The organism is Nocardioides xinjiangensis (assembly GCF_017916455.1).
GTDB classification, from domain to species: domain Bacteria; phylum Actinomycetota; class Actinomycetes; order Propionibacteriales; family Nocardioidaceae; genus Nocardioides; species Nocardioides xinjiangensis.
In genome coordinates this window covers 2,043,380-2,064,240 of the sequence record NZ_JAFMSY010000001.1, presented here as the reverse complement: position 1 = coordinate 2,064,240, position 20,861 = coordinate 2,043,380, and the positions used below count along the sequence as shown (strand labels likewise).

The following is a 20,861-nucleotide window of genomic DNA, read 5'->3' as shown; positions in this document are numbered from 1 at the left end:
CGCTGGGGTAGTCCACCGGGCAGTGGCTGCGGATCGCGGTCATCGCCAGCCGTTTCCCGGTGGACTACCCGGGGGCGCGGAGCGATGCAGCGGGGAAGATCCTGCGGCCGCGTCAGGCCCGCGGGTCGCGGCCCGCGAAGGCCGCCAGCCGGTCGTACGCCGTCGCGCCGGCCGGGACGGCGACCTCGGCGCGGAACGCCTCGCCGCGGTTGTCGGGCGTCAGGCCCTGCTGCATGAAGGCGAGGCCGCGCTCGGCGACCTCCTCGTCCAGCGCCACGGGCCGGCCGAGGGCCCGCACGAGGTCCCAGGTGTGGACGGCGAGCTCGGCGCTCTGCCAGTCGGCCGTCGCGACCTGGTCGTCGGGCTGGCCGTGCCAGTGGTGGATCAGGTCGTCGGCCCGCGACTCGAAGTGAGCGGCCAGCCGCTCCGGCTCCACACCGGTGCCCGCCGACCAGTCGACCTCCTCCCCGCGCGCCATCTGCAGGAAGTGCTCGGGCGCCGCGGCCAGGTGGTCGGCCAGCTCCCGCACGGTCCAGCCCTCGCACGGCGTCGGCTTGTCGAGGTCGTCGGCGCGGATCGCGGCGAGCGCGTCGCCGGCCTGGTCGAGGGCACGGGACAGGACGACGACGGGCTGGTGCTCGGAGCTCATGACCCCATGCCACTACTGCGCGCGGGCCCGCGCAAGGGTCAGGAGCCGGCGAGGTACGCCAGCTGCGCGCGCACCGACAGCTCGGCGGCTCCCCACAGCACGGGGTCGACGTCGGCGTACACGATCTCCACGACCGCGCGCGCCGGGTCGTCGAGGTGGGGCAGCGTGGCCAGCGCCGCGCGTACCTGCTCCAGCCGCTGCTCGCGGTGGGCGAGGTAGAGGTCGAGGGCGCCGAGCGCGTCGTCGATCACCGGACCGTGGCCGGGCCAGACGGTGGTGATGCCCTGCTCGCCGCACAGGGCGTGGAGCCGCTGCAGCGAGGCGAGGTAGGCGCCGAGCTGGCCGTCGGGGTGCGCCACGACGGTGGTGCCCCGCCCGAGGACGGTGTCGCCGGTGAGCACCGCACGGTCCCGGGGGACGACGAAGGACAGCGAGTCCGCGGTGTGGCCCGGCGTCGCGACGACGTGCACCTCCAGGTCGCCGACCGCGACCACGTCACCCTCGCCGAGGCCCTCCGAGCCGAGCCGGTACGCCGGGTCGAGGGCACGTACGCCACAGCCGTGCCGCTCGGCGTACTCCCGGGCCGCCTCGCTGTGGTCGGCGTGGTGATGGGTCAGCAGCACCACCGCGACGTCGCCGGCGGCCTCGTCGACGGCGTCGAGGTGTGCGCGCACCGAGGGCCCGGGGTCGACGACGACCGAGCGCGAGGAGCCGGGGTCGCGCAGCACCCAGGTGTTGGTGCCGTCGAGGGTCATCACGCCGGCGTTGGGCGCGAGCACACAGGTCCCCGTCTCGCCGAAGGACCCGCCGGCCCAGGGCGCCGGTTGGCTCACCGGGCCGCCGCCAGCGCGGCGTAGGCCGGAGGCGTGGAGAGGACGAACTCCTCGCCGTCGGCGACGACCTCCGGCATGTACATCTCGACCGTCCGCCCCCGCGAGGCCTCGAGCACCGCGTCGGGGTCGGCGTACTGGCCCAGCTCGAGGCACGTCAGCCAGGTCGGCGGCAGCATGGAGAGCCGCTGCTGCTCGACCTGCTCGACGGCCTCCATGGCGCCGGCCCACGTCACCGACGACGACTCGCTCGACACGTCGCGGGTGACCTGGCCCTCGGGGAGGCGGGCGACGAAGAACCAGGTGCGGTAGCGCCGCGGCTCGAAGACCGGCGTGAGCCAGCCCGACCAGGCGCCGAGCAGGTCGGTGCGCAGCACGAGCGAGCGCCGCTCGAGGAACGCCGTCAGGGACAGCTCGCGCGACTCCAGGGCGACCCGGTCGGCCTCCCAGTCGTCGCCCGTGGTGTCGGCGACGACCTCGCCGGCGGCCGCTCCGGCGAGCAGGACACCGGACTCCTCGAACGTCTCGCGCACCGCCGCGCACACCAGCGCGCGGGCCTTCGGCTCCTCGCACCCCAGCCGGGCGGCCCACTCGGCCGGGGACGGACCGGCCCAGAGGTTGCGGTCGACGAGCTCGGCGTCGAAGTCGCGGGGGTCGACCCCGCCGCCGGGGAAGACGCACATGCCGCCCGCGAAGGCCATCGACGCCTGCCGCCGGAGCAGGTAGACCTCCGGCCCCGCGGCCCCGGGGCGCATCAGCACCACCGTGGCCGCGTCACGCGGCTCGGCCGGTCGCCCGCCGCCCTCGGCGTAGGACCGCGCCTGGGCGACGAGCGCCTCGGGCAGCGGGAGACGCTGCACGCTCAGACCTCGACGACGATCTCGACCTCGACGGGCACGTCCAGCGGCAGGACGGGTACGCCGACGGCCGAGCGGGCGTGCTTGCCGGCGTCGCCGAACACCTCGCCGAGCAGCTCGGACGCGCCGTTGGCGACCTTCGGCTGGCCGGTGAAGTCGGGAGTCGAGGCGACGAAGACGACGACCTTCACCACCCGCTTGACCTCGTCGAGCGAGCCCACCTCGGCCTTCACCGCAGCCAGTGCGTTGAGGGCGCACTGCCGCGCGCACTCGTAGCCCTGCTCCTCGGTGACCTCACCGCCGACCTTGCCGACCGCGATCATCTCGCCGTCGCGGGCGGGCAGCTGCCCGGCAGTGAACACGAGGTTCCCGCTCCGGGCGGTGGGCTGGTAGGCCGCCACCGGCGGGACGACCTCCGGGACGGTGATGCCCAGCTCGGCGAGCCGCGCCTCGGGGGACGGGGAGGGCGCCACGTCAGGCCTGGCCCGGGCGCTTGAGGAAGGCCACGAGGCCACCCTGGGCGTTGGTGTGGATGGCCACCAGCTCCCAGCCGTCCTGGCCGAAGTTGTTGAGCATGAGCGCTTCGTTGTGGAGCGGAATCGGCGCCACCTGGTATTCCCACTTGGTCATGCTCGGCACCCTACTCGGGCCGGACGCACCGCCACCCCGCGTCCTCCCGTGGACCGACGCGGCGACGACCGAGGGACCGCAGCGGCGACCGGGCGGACGACGCAGGCCCCGGACCCCTCCGCGGAGGGGCCCGGGGCCTGCGGCACGAGGCTCAGTCCTGCTTGCGGCTGACCAGCACGCCGAGGACGGCGTAGCCGACGACCAGGTGGGCGCAGGCGACGACGTGGGCGGCCGTGTCGCCGAACACGGCGAGCACCGGGATGGTGACCACGGCCCAGCTCTCCGCCACCATCGGCCAGAACCGGGTGACGCCCTTCCAGCGGCCGGCGACCGCGATCCGGATGCCGATGAGGAACATCCCCATCATCGACAGCGGCCAGAACATGTCCAGGAGGATCCACCCCAGCTGGTCCATGTCGGTGAGGCCGAGCCCGTCGCCGGCCGTGGAGCCGATGGCCAGGGCCACGGCGACCGCCTCGATGCGCAGCACGGCCCGGGCCAGGCGGCCCGTGCCGAGGGCCTGCGTGCGCCACAGGGTGCGGAGCAGGAACAGCAGGCCGACCTGGAACAGGCCCGAGGAGACGGAGAACGCCACCTCGGTGGCGCGGGTCTGCGGGTCGATGCCGGTGAACGCCATGGCCCCGGCCCAGGCGAGGGCGCCGGCGGTCAGCACGGCGCCGTGCACGGTGTAGGGGTGGCGCGGGCTCGACCCGGGGGAGGTCGCGGCGGCGACGTCGGAGCGAGCGGGAGCGGGGGATTGCGAGATCGTCACGGTCGTGACTCCTGTCGTGTCGGAGGTGGTACGCCGCGGAGTGCGGCACACCGGAACCCTCGCCGTCCTGGCGGCCCGAGCCACAGGGACAGCCGTCCCGAGGCACGTCCCGTCCGGGTGTCCCGCGCGGACGGGACCGCGGTCCCCTGACGACGGGACCCCGGCGCGGCGATACTGCTCGCGTGAGCAGACTCCTCGAGCCCCTCGCGGTCGCCGTGACGTCGCTCGCCGCGGTCGGCGCGTCGCTCTGGCTCGACCTCGTCACCACCGACGCCGAGCGCGCCGCGGCCTCGACCGAGGCGGCCACCAGCACGGCCGTCCCGGGCCTGATGCTCGCCGCCGCGTCCGTGGTCGTCCTGCTCGCCCGGCCCGGCGACACCGTCGGCCGGCTGCTCGGCGTGGTGGCGTGCTGGTGGTCCCTCGACGGCAGCTTCTACGGCTGGATCGCGTTCAGCCTCGCCCGTGGGCTCCCGGGCACCGACCTCGGCTTCTGGTTCGTGGCCCGGTCCGGCGCCTTCCTGCTCTCCGGCCTGGTCGGGCTGCTCCTGCTCTACCCCACCGGTCGGCTGCTGCCGGGCCGCTGGCGACCGCTGGCCGTCCTCGCCGCCGCGGCCTCGGTGGCGCTGCCGGTCGCGCTGCTCCTCGCCCCCGACGCCGTCGTCTTCGGCGCCGGCGAGCCGGTCGGCTCGACCGAGCTGGTCCCGTTCCCCTTCTCCGACGCCGCCGCGGAGGCGATGCTGCGGGCGGGACAGGTGCTCACGCTCGGCTCGGTCGTCCTGGCGGTCGCCCTGCTGTGGGTGCGTCACCGCGGCGCGTCGGCGTACGAGCGCACGCAGCTGCGGTGGCTGCTCTGGGCCGGCATCATGTGCGTGCTCATGGTCGTGGCCGCCTCGACCCTGTCGGTGGGCGGCCTCGTGACGACGGTCCTGCTCGACCTCGCCGTCGCCGCCCTCTCGGTCTCCGTGGCGATCGGTCTCGTGCGCCCACGCACCCTCGACGTGGACGCCCTCGTCGCCTGGACGCTCACGACCGCCGTCGTGGCGGCCGTCGTCGTCGCCGTCGACCTGCTCGTGCTCGCGGCCGGCACGGCCGTGCTGGGCGAGCGGCTCGACGAGCGCGACGTGACGGTGGTGGTGCTCGTGCTGGCCGTCGTGGTCTACGGTCCCCTGCGCGCCTGGCTGGGAGGTCTCGTCCGGCGCCTGCTGCTGGGTCGGCGGGGCGACCGGTACGGCGCCGTGTCGGCGCTGGCCGCCCGCCTCGAGACCAGCGACAGCGTCGACGAGCAGCTGCCGGCGCTGGCGGGCGCGGTGGCCGACGCGTTCAAGGTGCGGCACGTGCGGGTGGAGGTGCTGACCCCCGACGGCGGCCTGCTGTCCGCGGCCCACGGCACCGCGCCCACCGAGGTGCACCAGATCGACATCGCCTACCAGGGCGAGCAGGTCGGCCGGCTCGTGCTCCCCGTCGACGGCTTCCGGTCGATGCTGTCCCACCGCGACCGGGGCCTGCTCGTCGACCTCGTCCGCCAGGCGGCCGTCGCGATCCGCGCGCGGCTGCTCGCGACCGAGCTGCAGGAGAGCCGCGAACGCCTGGTCATCGGTCGGGAGGACGACCGACGCCGCATCCGCCGCGACCTGCACGACGGGCTGGGCCCCGCTCTCGGCGGGGTCGCCCTGAGGTTGCAGGCGGCCGGCAACGCGATCGACGCCGATCCCGTGCGTGCTCGTGAGCTGGTGCGCCTGGCTCGCACCGAGGTCGGCGACGCGCTCGAGGACGTGCGCCGCCTGGTGCACGACCTGCGCCCGCCGGCCCTCGACGACCTCGGCCTGGAGGCGGCGGTGCGCCAGCAGGCCGAGCGGGTGCGCTCCGAGCTCGACGTCACCGTGACCGCCTCGGGCGTCTCCGGGCTCCCGGCCGCCGTGGAGGTGGCGGCGTACCGCATCGTCGCCGAGGCGCTGACCAACGTCGTGCGCCACGCCGGCGCGAGCCGCGCGGACGTGTGCCTCGAGGCGGGGCCGGGCGCCCTCACCGTGGTGGTGGCCGACGACGGGCGCGGCATCGCCGCCGACGTCTCCGCGGGAGTGGGACTGCTCTCCCTGCGCGAGCGGGCCGAGGAGCTCGGCGGACGCTGCGAGGTCTCCTGCCCGGAGAGCGGCGGCACGACCGTGCGCGCGGTGCTGCCCTACGGCACCGCTGTGAGCGAGACCGCGGCGGTGCCCCGCGAGGAGGGGAGCGTGCGATGACCGATGCGTCCGACCCGATCCGGCTGCTGATCGCCGACGACCACCCCGTCTTCCGCGACGGCCTCGCCTCGCTGCTCGACCCGCTGCCCGGGATCACGGTGGTGGCTCGCGCCTCCGACGGCGCGGAGGCGGTCGCGCTGGCCGCGGAGCACCGGCCCGACGTCGTGGTCATGGACGTGCAGATGCCCGTGATGAACGGCATCGAGGCCACTCGCGCGGTCGTCGCCGCGCAGCCCGAGGTCGGCGTGCTGGTGCTGACGATGGGCGAGGACGACGGCACGGTGCTGTCGGCGCTCCGGGCGGGTGCCCGCGGCTACCTCCGCAAGGGCGCCGAGCAGGACGAGATCGTCCGGGCGGTGTCGACGGTCCATGCCGGCGGGGTCGTCTTCGGCGCCTCCCTCGCCGCACGCATCGCCGAGGTGCTCGCCCCGGCCGCCCGACCCGAGCGGCCCTTCCCCGAGCTCACCGAGCGGGAGACCGAGGTGCTCGACCTCATCGCCGCGGGGCGCACCAACGGCCAGATCGCCCAGCAGCTGTTCCTCTCCCCCAAGACGATCCGCAACAACATCACCAGCATCCTGGCCAAGCTGCAGGCCACCGACCGGGCGGACGTGATCATCCGCGCGCGCGACGCCGGCCTGGGGCGCGACGGCTGAGCAGGCGCTAGGTTCCGGGGATGGAGCAGCGCACCGACGCGGCGGAGAGCCGCGAGAACAAGGCGGGTCCCGACCCGTTCGAGCGGTTCGTCGACCTGTCGACGAAGCTGATCAGCCGCGCACCGTTCTTCGCGGTGTGCGTGGCCGTCGTCGCGATCTGGGCCCTCAGCTATCCGCTGTGGACCAGCACCACGAAGTGGGAGCTGGCGATCCACACCTTCGGCGCGGTCCTCTCGCTGCTGCTCCTGGTGCTCCTCGAGAACGCCGGGCGGCGCAGCACCGAGGCCATGCAGGAGAAGCTCAACGTGCTGGCCGAGGCCCTCGCCGCGCTCATGGCGTCACGTGCCGCCGACGACCCCGAGCTCACCGAGGCCGTCACGAGGCTCCGCGAGGCGGTCGGCCTGGAGGAGCGGCACTAGGGCTCAGCCGGCCAGCAGCCGCAGCGTCGTCTCGCGGTTCGGCGAGGTGCGCACGTCGGTCCCCGTGGCCGCCCCGGCGACGGGGTGCACCATCACCTCGTCGACGCCGTGCTCGGCCGCGAGCTCCTCGAGCCGGGCGCGCGCCTGGTCGGGCGAGCCGACGATCCAGCGGCTGGCCATGGCCTGCCCGAACGCCCGCTGGTCGGGCGTCATCTCGACGGCCTCCGCCTCCTCGACGAGCCGCTGCGCCAGCAGCGGCCCACCGGTGCGCAGGGCGAGCATCTGCTGCACGTTCGGCAGCGCCTGGCGGCGCGCCTCCTCCTCGGTCTCGGCCACGACGGCGTTGACGGTGAGGAACGTGCGCGGCTCCGGGTACTCCGGTGAGGGCTGGTACGACGACCGGTAGAGGTCCAGCGCGACGGCGGTCCCCTCGCCGGAGAAGTGGTGCGCGAACACGTAGGGCAGCCCCTTCTCCGCGGCGAGGCGGGCGGAGTAGTCGCTCGATCCCAGCAGCCAGATGTCCGCGACGGACCGGGCGGAGGGGGTAGCCCGGAGGGGCTGGCGGCGCGGGCCGACCTGGAGCTCGACGCCGTCGGAGGTCATCAGGGTGCGGATGTCCTCCACGTAGTCGGGGAACTTGCTCACGGCCTCGTCGGCCGACTCCGCGCTGCCGCCCCGCAGGACGTACCTGGTCAACGGGTCCGTGCCGGGCGCGCGGCCGATGCCCAGGTCGATGCGGCCGGGGAAGGCGGCCTCCAGCAGCGCGAATTGCTCCGCCACGACGAGCGGCGCGTGGTTGGGCAGCATCACGCCGCCCGAGCCGAGCCGGATCCGCTCGGTGGCGGCGGCGAGCATCGCGATGAGGACCGGCGGGTTCGTCGCCGCGACGGCCGGCATGTTGTGGTGCTCGGCCACCCAGTAGCGGCGGTAGCCCAGCTCGTCGGCGACCCGCGCCAGGCTGCGCGAGGCGGCGATGGCGTCGCCGGTGTTCTGGTCGCTGCGGACGGGCACGAGGTCGAGCACGGAGAGGGCAGTCACTGTCGGCCCAGCGTGCCGGCGTGCCCGGTTATTCCGGCGCACCACCCGGGTGCCCCCGGGTGCGGCCGAGGTCATACCGTCTCGACAGTGACCAGCAGCACCACCCCCGGCACCGGGTCGGGCACGAGCCGCCCCCGCGGGGGCCTCCTCTCCCCGGCCTACGCGACGACCACCATCGGCCTGTTCTCCCTCATCGTCTTCGCGGCGTTCGAGTCCATGGCGGTCACCACCGTCATGCCGACGGTGGCCCGCAGCCTCGACGGCTTCGACCTCTACGCGCTGGCCTTCGCAGCGCCCTTCGCCAGCGGCGTGGTGGGGATGGTCGGAGCCGGCATGTGGACCGACCGGCGCGGACCGCTGCAGCCGCTGCTGGCGTCGCTGGCCACCTTCTCCTTCGGCCTCGCCGTGTGCGGCACGGCGTGGGGGATGGAGGTGTTCGTCCTCGGGCGCATCGTGCAGGGGCTCGGCAGCGGCGCCATGATCGTGGTGGCCTACGTGCTGGTGGGGCTCGTCTACCCCGCACGGCTGCAGGGCGCGGTGTTCGCGTCGTTCGCCGCCGCGTGGGTGCTGCCCGCGCTGTTCGGACCCGGCGTGGCGGCGTTCGTCGCGCACGCGCTCGGCTGGCGCTGGGTCTTCCTGGGGATCGTCGTGCTGGTGGCGGTCGCGGCGGCGCTGGTCACCGGCACCGCGCGCTCCCAGCCGGTGCCCGAGCAGCCCGGCGCCGCCTCACGCTCGCGGCTCGGCTGGGCGGTGCTGGCCGCGGCCGCCGTGCTGGCGCTCGAGCTGCTGGGCTCCGGCACCGGCGCGACGCTCGCGGCCGCGGCCGGGGCGTTCGTGCTCGTCGTCGTCGGCCTCCGGCCGCTGCTGCCCGTCGGCACGCTCACCGGCGGCCGGGGCCTGCCATCGGTCATCGCCACGCGCGGCCTGCTGGCCGCGTCGTTCTTCTGCGCCGAGGCCTACATCGTCTACGTCCTCCAGGAGCGCTGGGACCTCACCCCGGGCCAGGCCGGCATCGCGCTGACCTGCGTGGGGGTCGTGTGGGCGACGTCCAGCCAGGCGTCATCGCGCCTGGGCGAGCGGGTCTCCGACGTCGCCGCGCTGCGCTTCGGCACGACGGTGGTGCTGGTCGGCGTCGCCGGGATCGCCGTGCTGGTGTGGTTGCGCTCCGGCGGCGCCGGCGTGCCCGCGGCCGTGCCGGTCGCGGCGTACGTCCTGGCCAGCGTCGGCATGGGGTTCGCCTACCCGCGCACCGGGGTGGCGATGCTCGCAGCGACGACCGACGAGGACCGGGGCTTCAACTCCTCCGCCCTGACCGTGGCCGACTCGCTGGGTGCCGCCCTCGCGCTGTCGGTCAGCGGCATCGCCTACGCGACCGCCGAGAGGGCGGGTCACGACCCGTTCCCGGCGGTCTACGCGCTGTCGGTCGCCATCGGCGTCCTGGGCGTGCTGGCCGCGGTGCGGGCGGCGCCCGCCGCCTGATCCTCCCCCGTGGGACCAGGCGGCGGACGTCAGCGGCGCCGGAGCGCCGCCTCCACGAGCGCCGGAGGTGCGTAACCCCGGTCGGCCTCGTTGAGCGTGGTGCCGGGCGGGACGATCTCGTCGATGCGGTCCAGCACGTCGGGCGGCAGGACGACCTTCTCCACGCCGAGCTGCGACTCGAGCTGCTCGAGCGTGCGCGGGCCGATGATGGCCGACGAGACGGCCGGGTGGGCGAGCACGAAGCCCAGCGCGAGGTGGATCAGGGAGAGACCGGCGTCGTCGGCCAGCTCCTGCAGCTGGTGCACGGCCTCGAGCTTGACCCTGTTCTCCGGGGACGCGGGGTCGTGCCGCGCGGGCTGGCGCCGCAGCCGGCTCGAGGTCACCTGCGGGTCCTCGCCCCGGCGGTAGCGGCCCGACAGCCACCCCCCGGCGAGCGGGCTCCACGGCAGGACCCCGAGGCCGTACTTCTGCGCGGTCGGCAGGATGTCGCGCTCGACCTCGCGGGCGAGGATCGAGTACGGCGGCTGCTCGGTGACGGGACGCTCCCGCTGCCGCTTCTCCGCGACCCACTGCGCCTCCACCACCTGCGACGGCAGGAACGTGGACGTGCCGATGTAGCGCACCTTGCCCTGCCGGACCAGGTCGGTCAGCGCGCCGAGCGTCTCGTCGACGTCGACCTCGGGGCGGGGCCGGTGGACCTGGTAGAGGTCGATGTGGTCGGTCTGCAGGCGGCGCAGCGAGTGCTCGACCTCGCGGATGATCCACCGCCGCGAGCTGCCCGCCTGGTTGGGGTCCTCGTCGTGCATGCTGCCGTGGAACTTGGTGGCCAGGAAGACGTCGTCGCGACTGCCGCTGCGCGCCCGGAGCGCCTTGCCGACGATCTCCTCGGACTCGCCGCGGGCGTAGACGTCGGCGGTGTCGATGACGTTGATGCCGGCGTCGAGGGCACGGTGGATGATGGCGATCGACTCGTCGTGGTCGGGGTTGCCCCACTCGCCGAACATCATGGCGCCGAGGGTCAGCGGGCTGACCTGGACGCCGGTGCGGCCCAGCGGCCGGTAGGACTCGTAGCTCATGCAGTCTCCTTCTGGATCGAGGCGGGTCGGGGGGCGTACTGGCTGTCGGGGCGGTCGAGGCCGAGGTGGTCGCGCAGCGTGCGTCCGGTGTACTCGCTGCGGAACAAGCCGCGGCGGCGCAGGATCGGCACGACCTCCTCGATGAAGACCTCGATCCCACCTGGGAGCCACGGCGGCATCACGTTGAACCCGTCGGCGGCGCCGTTCTCGGCCCACTCCTGCATGGTGTCGGCGACGTCGACCGGGGTGCCCGCCACCACGCGGTGACCGCGCGCACCGGCCAGGCGGTGGCACAGCTGCCGGATGGTCGGGTCCTCGCGGGCCACGATGTCGAGCACCAGCTGCGAGCGGCTGTGGAAGGCGCGCTCCCCCACGGGCGCCACGACCTCGGTCGGGAACGGCCCGTCGAGGTCGTACGCCGTCAGGTCGACGCCGACGAGGTTGCTCAGCTGCCTGAGGGAGTACGCCGGCTGGGTGAGGTCGTTGAACTCCTCCTCCAGCGCGCGGGCCTCGGCGGCCGTCGACGCGATGAACGGGCTGATGCCGGGCAGCACCTTGAGCTGGCGGGGGTCACGGCCCTGGGATCGGGTCCGCGACTTGATGTCGGCGTAGAACTCCCGGGCGTTCTCCAGGGTCTGGTGCGCGGTGAAGATCGCCTCCGCCCAGCGGGCCGCGAACGCCCTGCCGTCCTCCGACGACCCCGCCTGCACGTAGACCGGCCGTCCCTGCGGCGAGCGCGGCGCGTTGAGGGGTCCGGCGACCGAGAAGTGCGGTCCCACGTGGTCGATGCGATGGATCTTGTCGGTGTCGGCGTAGATGCCGCTCGCGCGGTCGGCGAGGACCGCGTCGTCCTCCCAGCTGTCCCACAGCTTGGTGACGACGTCCAGGAACTCCTCGGCGCGCTCGTAGCGCTGGGCGTGGGCGGGGTGCGCGTCGAGGCCGAAGTTGTGCGCCGCCGCGGCCGAGGAGGTGGTGACGATGTTCCACCCGACCCGCCCGTTGCTGAGGTGGTCGAGCGAGGCGAACTGCCGGGCCAGGTTGTAGGGCTCGTTGTAGGTCGTCGACGACGTTCCGATCACACCGATCCGCTCCGTGGCCGCGGCGATCGCGGTCATCTTGGTGATCGGCTCGAGCCCGCCGCGCGCGGCGTAGCGGATGTTGTCGGCCAGCGCCGGGCCGTCGGCGAAGAAGACCGCGTCGAGCTTCGCCGCCTCGGCACGCTGGGCCAGCTCCTGGTAGTAGGTGATGTCGGTGATCCGCTCGGGCTGCGACTCCGGGCGCCGCCAGGCCGCCTCGTGGTGGCCGTCGGGGTAGATGAACAGGTTGAGGTGCAGCTGAGCGGTCACGAGGCGGCCCTCTCCACGGGGAGGTCGGCGTGGCGTCCGGGCACGGCGTCGTGGTCGTCCTCGACGCCCAGCTCGGCGAGCAGCCGCGAGCGCAGCAGCGCGAACGCCGGGTCGGCCTGCGAGCGGCGGGTGCCGAGGTCGATGCGTGCGTCGTGACGCACGACGCCGCCGTCGAGCACGATGACGCGGTCGGCCAGGACGATCGCCTCGTCGACGTCGTGGGTCACCAGCAGCACGGCCGGCCGGTGCACCTCGCAGAGCTTGCGCAGCAGGGTGTGCATGCGGATGCGCGTCAGCGCGTCGAGGGCACCGAACGGCTCGTCGGCCAGCAGCAGCTGGGGGTCGCGGACCAGGGACCGCGCGAGCGAGGCACGTTGCTGCTCCCCGCCCGACAGCTCGTGGGGCCAGGCCTTCTCACGGCCGCCGAGGCCGACCTCCGCGAGCGCCTGCGACCCGCGCTCGGCGGCGTCGCGGCTGCGGAGCCCGAACACGACGTTGTCGAGCAGGCGCTTCCACGGCAGCAGCCGGGAGTCCTGGAAGACGACCGAGACCTTCTCGGGGACGTCGATGACGCCGGTGCCGGCGACGCCGCGGTCGAGACCTGCGAGGGCGCGGAGCAGGGTGCTCTTGCCCGATCCGCTGCGCCCGAGGAGGGCCACGAACTCGCCGGGCGCGATGTCGAGGTCGAGGCCGTTGAGCACACCGCCCGTCTCGTTGAAGCTGCGGTGCAGGGACCTCACCCGCACCGCGGGGGTCAGCTGGCCAGGGTGCGACGCCATGACAGGGCCTTCCTCTCGATGAGCCGGACCGCCGCGTCGGCGGTGACGCCGAGCAGCGCGTAGACGACCAGGCCGACGACGATGATGTCGGTCTGCCCGTAGTTGGACGCGAGCGTGATCATGTGGCCGATCCCGCTCGTGGCGTTGATGACCTCGACGACGACGAGTGCGAGCAGCGACGAGGTCACCGCGAAGCGCATGCCGAGCAGGAAGCCCGGCATGGCGCCGGGCAGCACCACGTGGCGGATGAACTCGCCGCGGGTCACGCCGAGGGTCTCGGCGAGCTCGGCGTAACGGCCCTCGATGGTGCGCAGGCCGTTGTGGGTGTGGATGTAGACGGGCACGAAGACGGCCAGGGCGATGGTGATGATCTTCATCGGCTCGCCGATCCCCAGCCACAGGATGAGCAGCGGGATCAGGGCGAGCGTCGGGATCGAGCGCTTGACCTGGATCGGCCCGTCGATGAACGACTCGCCGATCCGGGACAGTCCGGAGACCAGCGCCAGGACCGTGCCGACGGCCACGCCGAGGCCGAGGCCGAGCGCCGCGCGGACGCCCGAGGTCACCAGGCTCTCCTGCAGCCGCCCGTTCTCCACGAGCATGCCCGCCGTCTCGAGGACCGTCCAGGGCTCCGTCAGCGTGCGGGGGTCCAGCAGGCCGGTGGCCGAGCCGACGACCCACGCTGCGAGCAGGGCGACGATGCCGACGAGCCCGCCGAAGCGGATCGGCTCGCCGGGACCGAGCCGCCGCCGGACCGGACGGACGTCCTGCGCGGTCGCGACTGGGCGCGAGGGTGCGGTGAGCGTGGCCATCACGACCCGCCGACCGCGGCCGCGATGGCCTTCTCGAACCGGCGGTCGTAGAGCGTCTCCACGTCCAGGGGCTCCTGGTCCTGCGCCTCGACCAGGGTGTCCACCGTCTCCTGGTGGCGAGCGATGAACTCGTCCCAGCTCGTCGGCACCGTGAACTCGCCGAGGGCTTCGACGACGTGCTGCGCGTCCTCGGGCGAGAGGCCCTCGTGGTCGACGTAGTAGGCCTCGGCGAACTCGTCGGGGTTGTCGGAGATCCACTGCTGCGCCTTCGCCCAGATGGCGACGTACTCCTTGATCGCGGCCGCCTTGTCGGCGTCCTGCACGACGGCGGTCGGCGTGTAGAGCGTCCAGGCGTCGTCGCGCACACCGGGGTCGATGGTGGTGGCGCCGTCCTGCTCGTACTTCGCGAGGTAGGTCTTGGCGAGCGTCTGCCCCAGCGGGGCGACGTCGACCTGCTTGCTGGCCAGCGCGACCGAGAACGCGTCGTCGACGCTCTGCATCTCGACGAACTCGACGTCGTCCTGGGTGAGGCCGGCCTCGCGCAGCACGTTGAGCACCAGCGCGCCCTGCGCCTGGCCGGGGCTGTAGGCGATCGTCTTGCCCTTCAGGTCCTCGGTGCTCCGCACGTCCACGCCGGGCGCGACACCGAGCTCGTAGGTCGGGTGCTCCATCGGGTCCACGGTCTCCCGGGCGGCGACGATGCGGACGTCCGTGCCGGTCCAGTGCGCGAAGAGGGGCGGGATGTCGGCCACGGAGCCGATGTCGATGGCGTCGGCGCGGAAGGCCTCGAGCGTCTTCGGTCCGCCGGTGACGTTGGCCCACTCGACCTCGACGTCGAGCTCGTCGATCATGCCGGAGGTCTCCAGGGCGACCTGCGTGGCCGGGTCGCCCACGCGGAGGACGGTGCCCTCGGCAGGGGCGTCGGGCAGGGCGGCGGACAGCTCGAGCCGCGGCCCGGCCTCGGCACCGCCGCAGGCGGACAGCGCGAGCAGGCCGACGGTCGTCAGCAGGGCGGTGTGGATCAGGGGGCGGTGTGGCCCTCGTCGTGGCATGGGTGTTCTCCTTCTCGGGTCGGAACTAAAGTACACAAGTTTGGTCGTTTTACTGCACATTGCGCGCGCGGTTCTCCCTTGCACCCGGCGCCTTCCTCAGGCCGGGCGGAGGAGCGGCAGGAGGGCATCGCCGACGCGGGCGATCTCACGCTCGTACGGCGTGTCGCTGAGGACGAAGTGGGTGACGCCGAGGTCGGCGTACCGGCGCAGCGCCTTGGCGACGTCGTCCGCGGAGCCGACGAGCCACGTCGTGCCGGCGCCGCCGCCGCCCACGCGGCCGGGCGCGGTGTAGAGGCAGTCGTCGAGGACGTCGCCGCGTCCGGCCAGGTCGAGCAGCCGCTGCTGCCCGACGGCCACGCGGCGTCCCGGGTCGGCGGCCGACTCGTCCTGGCCCGCGGCCATCGCGGCGACCTTGGCCTCGGCGTCGGCCCACGCCTCCTCGGTCGTGTTCCGCACCAGCGTGGTGATGCGCAGGCCGTACTCGAGCGGCGGGAGGTCCCGGGCGAGCTCGGCGCTGAGCGCGCGCAGGTGCTCGATGCGGGCGGCGACGCCGTCGAGCGGCTCGCCCCAGAAGAGCTGGACGTCCGCCTCGGCGGCGGCGGTGCGCTGGGCGGCCTCGGAGGCGCCGCCGAAGTAGAGCTGCGGGTGCGGTCGGCCCTCGCGGACGACCGGCTTGTGCTCGAGGGTGGCGCCCTCGGCGGTGTAGTGCTCGCCTTCTACGGTGATGTCGTCCTCGGTCCAGTAGCGCCGCACGAGCCGCATGAACTCGCGCGTGCGGGCGTAGCGCTGCGCCTGGTCGCCCTCGTCGTCGCCGTACTCCGGCTGGTGGTCCGGCCCCGAGACGATGTTGACCTTCACCCGCCCGCCGCTGAGCTGGTCGAGCGTCGCCGCGGACGAGGCGAAGTGGGCGGGCGTCCAGTAGCCGGGGCGGATCGCGATTAGCGGGTTGAACGTGGTGGTGGCCGCGACCAGCGCGGTGGCGACGGTGAAGGTGTCCGGCCGCTTCCAGCCGGTGCCGATGAGCGCGCCGCCCCAACCGTGGTCCTCGGTGAGACGCGCCAGTCTCGTGAGACGGCCGAGGCTGTTGTGCTCCGCGACGGTGTCGTCGAGCCGGTGACCCGGGGTGACCTGGTTGGGGATGTACCAGAGGAACTCCATCGAGCGAGCCTTCCTGCGCTGCGTATCGGGCTATTGTCTAGTGGGTTACTAGAGATAACACACGCGCACCCCCGTTGCCCGCAGGTGGTCGCGAGTCGGACGCGAGTCGGACGCGAGAGCGGCCGGCGGTCGGCCTGGGTCGGCCCTAGCCTCGGAGCATGGACATGAAGCTGGAGCTGGTGATGGTGCCCGTCACCGACGTCGACCGGGCCAAGGAGTTCTACGGGAGGGTCGGCTTCGCCGCCGACCACGACCACGTCGTCAGCGACGACGTGCGGTTCGTGCAGATGACGCCGCCGGGGTCGGCGTGCTCCATCGCGTTCGGCAAGGGGCTCACCCGCCTCGAGCCCGGCTCGCTCGACAACCTCCAGATGGTGGTCGCCGACGCCGACGCCGTGCGCGCCGAGCTGGTCGGGCGCGGTGTCGAGGTCAGCGAGGTGGAGGAGCTCCAGTGGGGCCGGTTCGTGTTCTTCGCCGACCCCGACGGCAACGGCTGGGCACTCCAGCAGCTGCCCGACCGGTCCGCGGCCGCGTCGGTGGTCGAGTAGCCGCGAGCCCCGGCGGCTCACGCTCCGGCACAGGACTCCTGCTCGGCGCGCCCGAGCTGCTCGCGGTAGGCGGCCAGCTCCTCGACACCCTGCCTCCAGTACCTCCGCCACAGCTCGAGGGCGAGCTCGGGCGACAGCTTGCCCGCGCGAAGCAGGTCCATGTCGATGACGTGGTGGTGCCAGGTTCGGATCGACACCCGTGCGGCGTCCAGCGCCTGGTCCCTCACCTCGATGCCGTCCTCGCACGCAGTGAGGGCCTCGGTGTCCACGACGATGCCGTCGGGCACGACCGGCGTCGGGCAGGAGGGGTCGCTGGCGACGTAACCGCTGTCGGCCTCGGTGAACGCCGTGACGTTGTCGGCAGCCTGGACTCGGGTCTGCTCCCAGAACGCCGTCGCCTGGGCGAAGGTGATCTCATCGGCCACCAGCTGGTTCATCGCGTCGACGTGCAGCTGCCACTGCGCGAGAGAGACAGCCGCAGCCTGCAACGGCTGCTCCTGTGCTTCCCAGACTCCTCGGCATTCCTCGACGGCCGTGTCGATGGCGGCCTGCAGTGACTCCCTGTCGACCGAGGCGGGCGGAGAGGTGCTGGGATCGATCGCCACCGTCTCGCTGTCCCGCGGCCGCGGGGACCGATGATCCTCGAGGCTCAGCCAGGAGAAGGTCGTGGTCATCGCGAGCACGGCGACCACGACCGCGATGGTGCCGAACCACGGATGCGGCCTGAGCCTGATGCGGCGCCGGTCTCCACGCACTGTCCCTCCCCAGGAATCCGAGGTCCACGGTACGCCGCGTCCGACACGTGGGGCCGGCTGCGGCATGTCCCCCCTGAGCGCGGGCCACACGCGCGGCGAAGGTCTTGCCCTCCGACGAGCCCACCCGGATGCGGGCACCCGTCGGCCCCGGGCCGACGTAACCTGACCCCGTGCCCGACAACGTCCTGTGGATCATCACGGACGACCAGCCGCGCTCGACGCTCAGGTCGATGGACAGCACGTGGCGGCGCCTGGTCGGGAAGGGCGTGCACTTCCGCCAGGGCTACAGCGCGATGCCGCTCTGCGGGCCGGCGCGGGCGTCGATGTTGACGAGCCTCTACCCGCACAACCACGGGTGCGACACCAACATGACGCACCAGCCGTTCGTGGCGCAGCGGCGCGACCGCGACACGGTGGCGACGAGGCTGCAGGCGGCCGGCTACGACACCGGCTACTTCGGCAAGTACATGAACGGCCTCGCCCAGGACCCGACGTACGTGGCGCCGGGCTGGGACCGCTGGGTCGCGCTGCTCGACGGGATGATCGACGACCCCCGGGTCAGCGTGGACGGGGAGATCCGCAGGGTCGAGGGACAGCGGGCGTTCGACCGGTTCGCCGCCCGGCGGCTGCGCCGGTTCATCCGCCGTCGTCAGGACAGCGGGCCGTGGTTCGCGGTGTTCTCGCCCACGGCGCCGCACGGTCCCTACACGCCGAGTCCGCAGCACGCCGACGACTTCGACGCCGTCGAGTGGGATCCGCCGGCGTCGAACGAGGCCGACATGAGCGACAAGCCCACGTGGCTGCGCGACCTGCCGCCGCAGGACCGCCGCCGCATGCGCCGGATCTACGAGGGCAAGCTGGAGGAGCTCCAGGACGTCGACGACCAGGTCGCCGAGGTGCTGGACGTCCTGCGGGACACCGGCCAGCTCGGCCGCACGTGGATCTTCTTCGTCTCCGACAACGGCTACCTCCTCGGCGAGCACCGCCTGTTCCACAAGTCGCAGCCCTACGAGGAGTCGGCCGGCGTCCCGTTCGTCGTCCGCGGGCCGGGCGTCGAGCCGCGCGCCGTCGACGCGCTGGTCTCCCAGGTCGACCTGATGCCGACGACCCTCGACCTCGCCGGGCTCGACCCGGACGCCGGCCGCGACCTCGACGGCCGCTCCATGCTCGGTCCGCTCACCTCCGGCGACTGGTCGGGCTGGCGCCGCCGCCTCGCCGTCGAGAACACCCACCTCGACTGGGTGCTCGTGCGCGAGGGCTCCCACGTCTACGTCGAGCACCAGGACGCCGGCGAGTGGGAGCTCTACGACCTCGCCCGGGACCCTCACCAGCTCCGCAGCCTCCAGGACGCCGACGTGTCCGAGTGGTCGAGGAAGGCCCGCCAGCTGTTCGGCTCACGCGGCCTCGCCATGCGCGCCCTCGAGCAGTAGGTCCGAGGCCCTCCGTGCCGACAGCCGGTCCGCCCTCCGCGGAGGTTGGAGGCCGGCCGCCTCGCCGTCGGCTGCAGGGCGACACCGCGACTGCTGCTCAACAGGGGACCGACGTCACCACCGAGCCGTCGTACACGGAGGTCCCGGCACCGGCGTCCTCGTGGCCGTAGTGCATGACCACGTGGCCGCCCTCGCACGTGGCCGTGCTCCAGATCGTCAGCGAGCGGTCGGAGTCCTCCGCGCCGCTCTGCGTGGCCACGACGAACGTGCTGTCGCCCACGTCGACGCGGTCGACGAGGTCGGGCGGGACGGTGGCGAGGAAGCCGCTGCCCTGCACCTCGATGCTCCAGCCGGACCCCGACGACGGCGAGTCGGAGGAACCGCAGGGGATGCTGGTGGTCACCGACCCGTCCTCGACCGAGGTCATCGTCGTGGCGTCCGTGTGGCCGGTGTGGATGACGATGTGCCCGCCCGAGCACTCCCAGTACGTGATGACCTCGTGCGGCGACCCGTCGTCCCGGCTGCCGACGTCGACGATGTGGCCGTTGAGGGGTCGCGAGGCGTTGATCGCCACCGGGGTCCCCTTCAATGTGTCGTGCTGCATGGCTCCGCTCCCCTCCTGGCGCGCCCGGGTGGCGCGCGGCCACCGTCGATCGTGCTCCCGGCACGAGGCAGGGGTCAACGAGGCGATGGCTCGACCATGCCTGCGCGCGAGCAGGCCCTCCGCCGAGGGCCTGACCGGTCCAGACCGGCTGGGGCGCGCTCAGACGAGGTCGGGCTGCGTCTTCTCGCGCACCTCGTCCTCCGACACGCCCGGGGCGAGCTCGACCAGCCTGAGCACGCGGTCGCCGGCCGTGCCCGACGGGGCGACCTCGCCGGTGGCGGGGTCGATCACGTCGATCACGGCGAGGTCGGTGATGATGCGCTGCACCACGCGCTTGCCGGTGAAGGGCAGGTCGCACTCGTGGAGGATCTTCAGCGACCCGTCCTTGGCGACGTGCTCCATCAGCACGATCACCCGCTTGGCACCGTGCACCAGGTCCATCGCGCCGCCCATGCCCTTGACCATCTTCCCCGGGATCATCCAGTTGGCGATGTCGCCGGCCGCGGAGACCTGCATGGCGCCGAGGATCGCGGCGTCGATCTTGCCGCCGCGGATCATCCCGAACGACTGCGCGGAGTCGAAGAACGACGCCCCCTTGCGCAGGGTCACCGTCTCCTTGCCCGCGTTGATCAGGTCGGGGTCCTCCTCCCCCTCGTAGGGGTAGGCCCCCACTCCGAGGATGCCGTTCTCCGACTGGAGCACCAGCTCCACGTCGTCGGCGACGTAGTTGGGCACCAGCGTCGGCAGCCCGATGCCGAGGTTGACGTAGGACCCGTCCCGCAGCTCCGACGCCGCCCGCGCCGCCATCTGCTCCCGCGTCCAGCCCCTCTTGTCGGTCATGTCAGCCTCCCAGTCCGAAGCTCGCCGCGTCGTCCGAGCCCTGCACCGGGTCGGCGCCCTGCTCGGGCCGGGGTCGCGTGGTGACCTTCTCGATCCTCTTGTCAGCCGCCTGCTCCGGCGTCAGCGGGACCACCCGCTGGACGTAGACCCCCGGCGTGTGGACGAGGTCGGGGTCGAGCTCACCGGGCTCGACCAGGTGCTCCACCTCCGCGATGGTGACCCGGCCGCACATCGCGGCGAGCGGGTTGAAGTTGCGCGCGGACCGGCGGTAGACGAGGTTGCCGTGGCGGTCGCCCTTCCAGGCCCGCACCAGGGCGAAGTCGGCGACGATGGCCCGCTCGAGGACGTACTCCTTCTCCCCCTCGGCGGTCGAGAAGACCTTGGTCTCCTTCGGCGGCGAGGCCACCACGACGGTGCCCTCGGCGTCGTACTTCCAGGGCAGCCCGCCCTCGGCGACCTGCGTGCCGACCCCGGTCGCGGTGTAGAAGCCGGGGATGCCGGACCCGCCGGCGCGCATCCGCTCCGCCAGCGTGCCCTGCGGGGTCAGCTCCACCTCCAGCTCGCCGGAGAGGTACTGCCGCGCGAACTCCTTGTTCTCACCGACGTAGGAGGAGATCATCCGTCGGATCCGCTTGGCGAACAGGAGCCGACCCAGGCCCCACTCGTCCACGCCGCAGTTGTTCGAGACCGCCTCGAGGTCGGTCGTGCCCGCCTCGAGGATCGCGTCGATGAGCACCGACGGGACGCCGGACAGCCCGAACCCGCCGACCGCGAGGGTCGCGCCGTCCGGGATGTCGGCGACCGCGTCGGCCGCAGAGGAGACCACTTTGTCCATGGCGCAGACACTAGCGGCCGTGTGACCGCCGCCACTGCCTGGGCCGCGACCGCCCG

The 20,861-nt window shown here is 73.3% G+C and carries 23 protein-coding genes; 6 read left to right on the top strand and 17 right to left on the bottom strand.

Going from position 1 to position 20,861, the window contains the following annotated elements; all coding sequences use genetic code 11:
- Positions 1-112 precede the first annotated feature (112 nt).
- From J3P38_RS09680 to J3P38_RS09655, 6 genes are all read right to left on the bottom strand, one after another.
- Positions 113-649 (bottom strand): TIGR03086 family metal-binding protein, encoded by a 537-nt coding sequence (locus J3P38_RS09680; protein ID WP_210503417.1) that lies wholly within the window; start codon positions 647-649, stop codon positions 113-115.
- 38 nt (positions 650-687) lie between these two features.
- A complete protein-coding gene (locus J3P38_RS09675) occupies positions 688-1,428 on the bottom strand; it encodes an MBL fold metallo-hydrolase (protein WP_307807831.1) in 741 nt (246 codons plus the stop codon).
- A 50-nt stretch (positions 1,429-1,478) separates the two neighbouring features.
- A complete protein-coding gene (locus tag J3P38_RS09670) occupies positions 1,479-2,339 on the bottom strand; it encodes an NUDIX hydrolase (protein ID WP_307807830.1) in 861 nt (286 codons plus the stop codon).
- A 2-nt stretch (positions 2,340-2,341) separates the two neighbouring features.
- Complete coding sequence (locus J3P38_RS09665) at positions 2,342-2,809, bottom strand: RidA family protein (RefSeq protein WP_210503416.1); 468 nt, start codon at positions 2,807-2,809, stop codon at positions 2,342-2,344.
- Position 2,810: 1 nt separating this feature from the next.
- Positions 2,811-2,966, bottom strand: a complete 156-nt coding sequence (locus J3P38_RS09660) for a hypothetical protein (RefSeq protein WP_210439540.1) — start codon at positions 2,964-2,966, stop codon at positions 2,811-2,813.
- A gap of 151 nt (positions 2,967-3,117) precedes the next feature.
- A complete protein-coding gene (locus J3P38_RS09655) occupies positions 3,118-3,738 on the bottom strand; it encodes a hypothetical protein (protein ID WP_210503415.1) in 621 nt (206 codons plus the stop codon).
- Between the two features lie 182 nt (positions 3,739-3,920).
- Here J3P38_RS09655 and J3P38_RS18360 point away from each other — a divergent pair, with 182 nt between their 5' ends.
- From J3P38_RS18360 to J3P38_RS09640, 3 genes are read left to right on the top strand one after another with little or no spacing between them, the layout of a single operon-like run.
- The gene (locus J3P38_RS18360; protein WP_210503414.1) at positions 3,921-5,978 is read left to right on the top strand and encodes a sensor histidine kinase; all 2,058 of its coding nucleotides are present in this window, start codon (positions 3,921-3,923) and stop codon (positions 5,976-5,978) included.
- Entirely contained in the window at positions 5,975-6,634 is a 660-nt protein-coding gene (locus J3P38_RS09645) for a response regulator (RefSeq protein ID WP_210503413.1), read from the top strand. The genes J3P38_RS18360 and J3P38_RS09645 overlap by 4 nt, the downstream gene beginning before the upstream one ends.
- A 20-nt stretch (positions 6,635-6,654) precedes the next feature.
- Complete coding sequence (locus tag J3P38_RS09640) at positions 6,655-7,053, top strand: low affinity iron permease family protein (protein WP_210439536.1); 399 nt, start codon at positions 6,655-6,657, stop codon at positions 7,051-7,053.
- A gap of 3 nt (positions 7,054-7,056) precedes the next feature.
- Here the strand turns inward: J3P38_RS09640 and J3P38_RS09635 are convergent, their stop codons facing one another.
- Positions 7,057-8,091, bottom strand: a complete 1,035-nt coding sequence (locus J3P38_RS09635; protein WP_307807829.1) for an LLM class flavin-dependent oxidoreductase — start codon at positions 8,089-8,091, stop codon at positions 7,057-7,059.
- Positions 8,092-8,178: 87 nt separating this feature from the next.
- Between J3P38_RS09635 and J3P38_RS09630 the strand changes: the two genes are divergently transcribed.
- Positions 8,179-9,570, top strand: coding sequence for an MFS transporter (locus tag J3P38_RS09630; protein ID WP_210439534.1), 1,392 nt, complete (start codon positions 8,179-8,181; stop codon positions 9,568-9,570).
- Between the two features lie 29 nt (positions 9,571-9,599).
- Here J3P38_RS09630 and J3P38_RS09625 read toward each other — a convergent pair whose 3' ends face one another.
- The 6 genes from J3P38_RS09625 to J3P38_RS09600 all read right to left on the bottom strand — a co-directional run bounded on the left by J3P38_RS09625 (position 9,600) and on the right by J3P38_RS09600 (position 15,793).
- The gene (locus J3P38_RS09625) at positions 9,600-10,646 is read right to left on the bottom strand and encodes an aldo/keto reductase (protein ID WP_210439533.1); all 1,047 of its coding nucleotides are present in this window, start codon (positions 10,644-10,646) and stop codon (positions 9,600-9,602) included.
- Complete coding sequence (locus J3P38_RS09620; RefSeq protein WP_210503411.1) at positions 10,643-11,992, bottom strand: LLM class flavin-dependent oxidoreductase; 1,350 nt, start codon at positions 11,990-11,992, stop codon at positions 10,643-10,645. The genes J3P38_RS09625 and J3P38_RS09620 overlap by 4 nt, the downstream gene beginning before the upstream one ends.
- Entirely contained in the window at positions 11,989-12,771 is a 783-nt protein-coding gene (locus J3P38_RS09615) for an ABC transporter ATP-binding protein (RefSeq protein ID WP_210503410.1), read from the bottom strand. Before J3P38_RS09615 ends, J3P38_RS09620 begins: the two co-directional genes overlap by 4 nt.
- On the bottom strand, positions 12,747-13,583 hold the full coding sequence (locus J3P38_RS09610; RefSeq protein ID WP_210439530.1) for an ABC transporter permease: 837 nt from the start codon (positions 13,581-13,583) through the stop codon (positions 12,747-12,749). Before J3P38_RS09610 ends, J3P38_RS09615 begins: the two co-directional genes overlap by 25 nt.
- The gene (locus J3P38_RS09605) at positions 13,583-14,635 is read right to left on the bottom strand and encodes an ABC transporter substrate-binding protein (protein ID WP_210503409.1); all 1,053 of its coding nucleotides are present in this window, start codon (positions 14,633-14,635) and stop codon (positions 13,583-13,585) included. The genes J3P38_RS09610 and J3P38_RS09605 overlap by 1 nt, the downstream gene beginning before the upstream one ends.
- Positions 14,636-14,731: 96 nt before the next feature.
- Positions 14,732-15,793: an LLM class flavin-dependent oxidoreductase gene (locus tag J3P38_RS09600; protein ID WP_210503408.1), complete on the bottom strand. Its 1,062-nt coding sequence runs from the start codon at positions 15,791-15,793 to the stop codon at positions 14,732-14,734.
- Between the two features lie 158 nt (positions 15,794-15,951).
- On the opposite strand from J3P38_RS09600, the gene J3P38_RS09595 reads away from it, so the two are divergent.
- Entirely contained in the window at positions 15,952-16,341 is a 390-nt protein-coding gene (locus J3P38_RS09595) for a VOC family protein (protein WP_210439527.1), read from the top strand.
- A 17-nt stretch (positions 16,342-16,358) separates the two neighbouring features.
- Here J3P38_RS09595 and J3P38_RS09590 read toward each other — a convergent pair whose 3' ends face one another.
- Positions 16,359-17,033: a hypothetical protein gene (locus tag J3P38_RS09590; protein ID WP_210503407.1), complete on the bottom strand. Its 675-nt coding sequence runs from the start codon at positions 17,031-17,033 to the stop codon at positions 16,359-16,361.
- Positions 17,034-17,266: 233 nt separating this feature from the next.
- Here J3P38_RS09590 and J3P38_RS09585 point away from each other — a divergent pair, with 233 nt between their 5' ends.
- A complete protein-coding gene (locus J3P38_RS09585) occupies positions 17,267-18,526 on the top strand; it encodes a sulfatase family protein (protein ID WP_210503406.1) in 1,260 nt (419 codons plus the stop codon).
- Between the two features lie 97 nt (positions 18,527-18,623).
- Here the strand turns inward: J3P38_RS09585 and J3P38_RS09580 are convergent, their stop codons facing one another.
- The 3 genes from J3P38_RS09580 to J3P38_RS09570 all read right to left on the bottom strand — a co-directional run bounded on the left by J3P38_RS09580 (position 18,624) and on the right by J3P38_RS09570 (position 20,805).
- Entirely contained in the window at positions 18,624-19,130 is a 507-nt protein-coding gene (locus J3P38_RS09580) for a hypothetical protein (protein WP_210503405.1), read from the bottom strand.
- A gap of 159 nt (positions 19,131-19,289) precedes the next feature.
- Positions 19,290-19,970, bottom strand: a complete 681-nt coding sequence (locus J3P38_RS09575) for a CoA transferase subunit B (protein ID WP_210503404.1) — start codon at positions 19,968-19,970, stop codon at positions 19,290-19,292.
- Between the two features lies 1 nt (position 19,971).
- Positions 19,972-20,805 (bottom strand): CoA transferase subunit A, encoded by an 834-nt coding sequence (locus tag J3P38_RS09570; protein WP_210439522.1) that lies wholly within the window; start codon positions 20,803-20,805, stop codon positions 19,972-19,974.
- Positions 20,806-20,861 lie beyond the last annotated feature (56 nt).

Coding starts and splice junctions, on each gene's coding strand:
- J3P38_RS09595 (WP_210439527.1), top strand. CDS start 15,952: ATGGACATGAAGCTGGAGCTGGTGATGGTGCCCGTCACCGACGTCGAC.
- J3P38_RS09610 (WP_210439530.1), bottom strand. CDS start 13,583: ATGGCCACGCTCACCGCACCCTCGCGCCCAGTCGCGACCGCGCAGGAC.
- J3P38_RS09615 (WP_210503410.1), bottom strand. CDS start 12,771: ATGGCGTCGCACCCTGGCCAGCTGACCCCCGCGGTGCGGGTGAGGTCC.
- J3P38_RS09645 (WP_210503413.1), top strand. CDS start 5,975: ATGACCGATGCGTCCGACCCGATCCGGCTGCTGATCGCCGACGACCAC.
- J3P38_RS09570 (WP_210439522.1), bottom strand. CDS start 20,805: ATGGACAAAGTGGTCTCCTCTGCGGCCGACGCGGTCGCCGACATCCCG.
- J3P38_RS09600 (WP_210503408.1), bottom strand. CDS start 15,793: ATGGAGTTCCTCTGGTACATCCCCAACCAGGTCACCCCGGGTCACCGG.
- J3P38_RS09575 (WP_210503404.1), bottom strand. CDS start 19,970: ATGACCGACAAGAGGGGCTGGACGCGGGAGCAGATGGCGGCGCGGGCG.
- J3P38_RS09625 (WP_210439533.1), bottom strand. CDS start 10,646: ATGAGCTACGAGTCCTACCGGCCGCTGGGCCGCACCGGCGTCCAGGTC.
- J3P38_RS09580 (WP_210503405.1), bottom strand. CDS start 19,130: ATGCAGCACGACACATTGAAGGGGACCCCGGTGGCGATCAACGCCTCG.
- J3P38_RS09680 (WP_210503417.1), bottom strand. CDS start 649: ATGAGCTCCGAGCACCAGCCCGTCGTCGTCCTGTCCCGTGCCCTCGAC.
- J3P38_RS09640 (WP_210439536.1), top strand. CDS start 6,655: ATGGAGCAGCGCACCGACGCGGCGGAGAGCCGCGAGAACAAGGCGGGT.
- J3P38_RS09660 (WP_210439540.1), bottom strand. CDS start 2,966: ATGACCAAGTGGGAATACCAGGTGGCGCCGATTCCGCTCCACAACGAA.
- J3P38_RS09605 (WP_210503409.1), bottom strand. CDS start 14,635: ATGCCACGACGAGGGCCACACCGCCCCCTGATCCACACCGCCCTGCTG.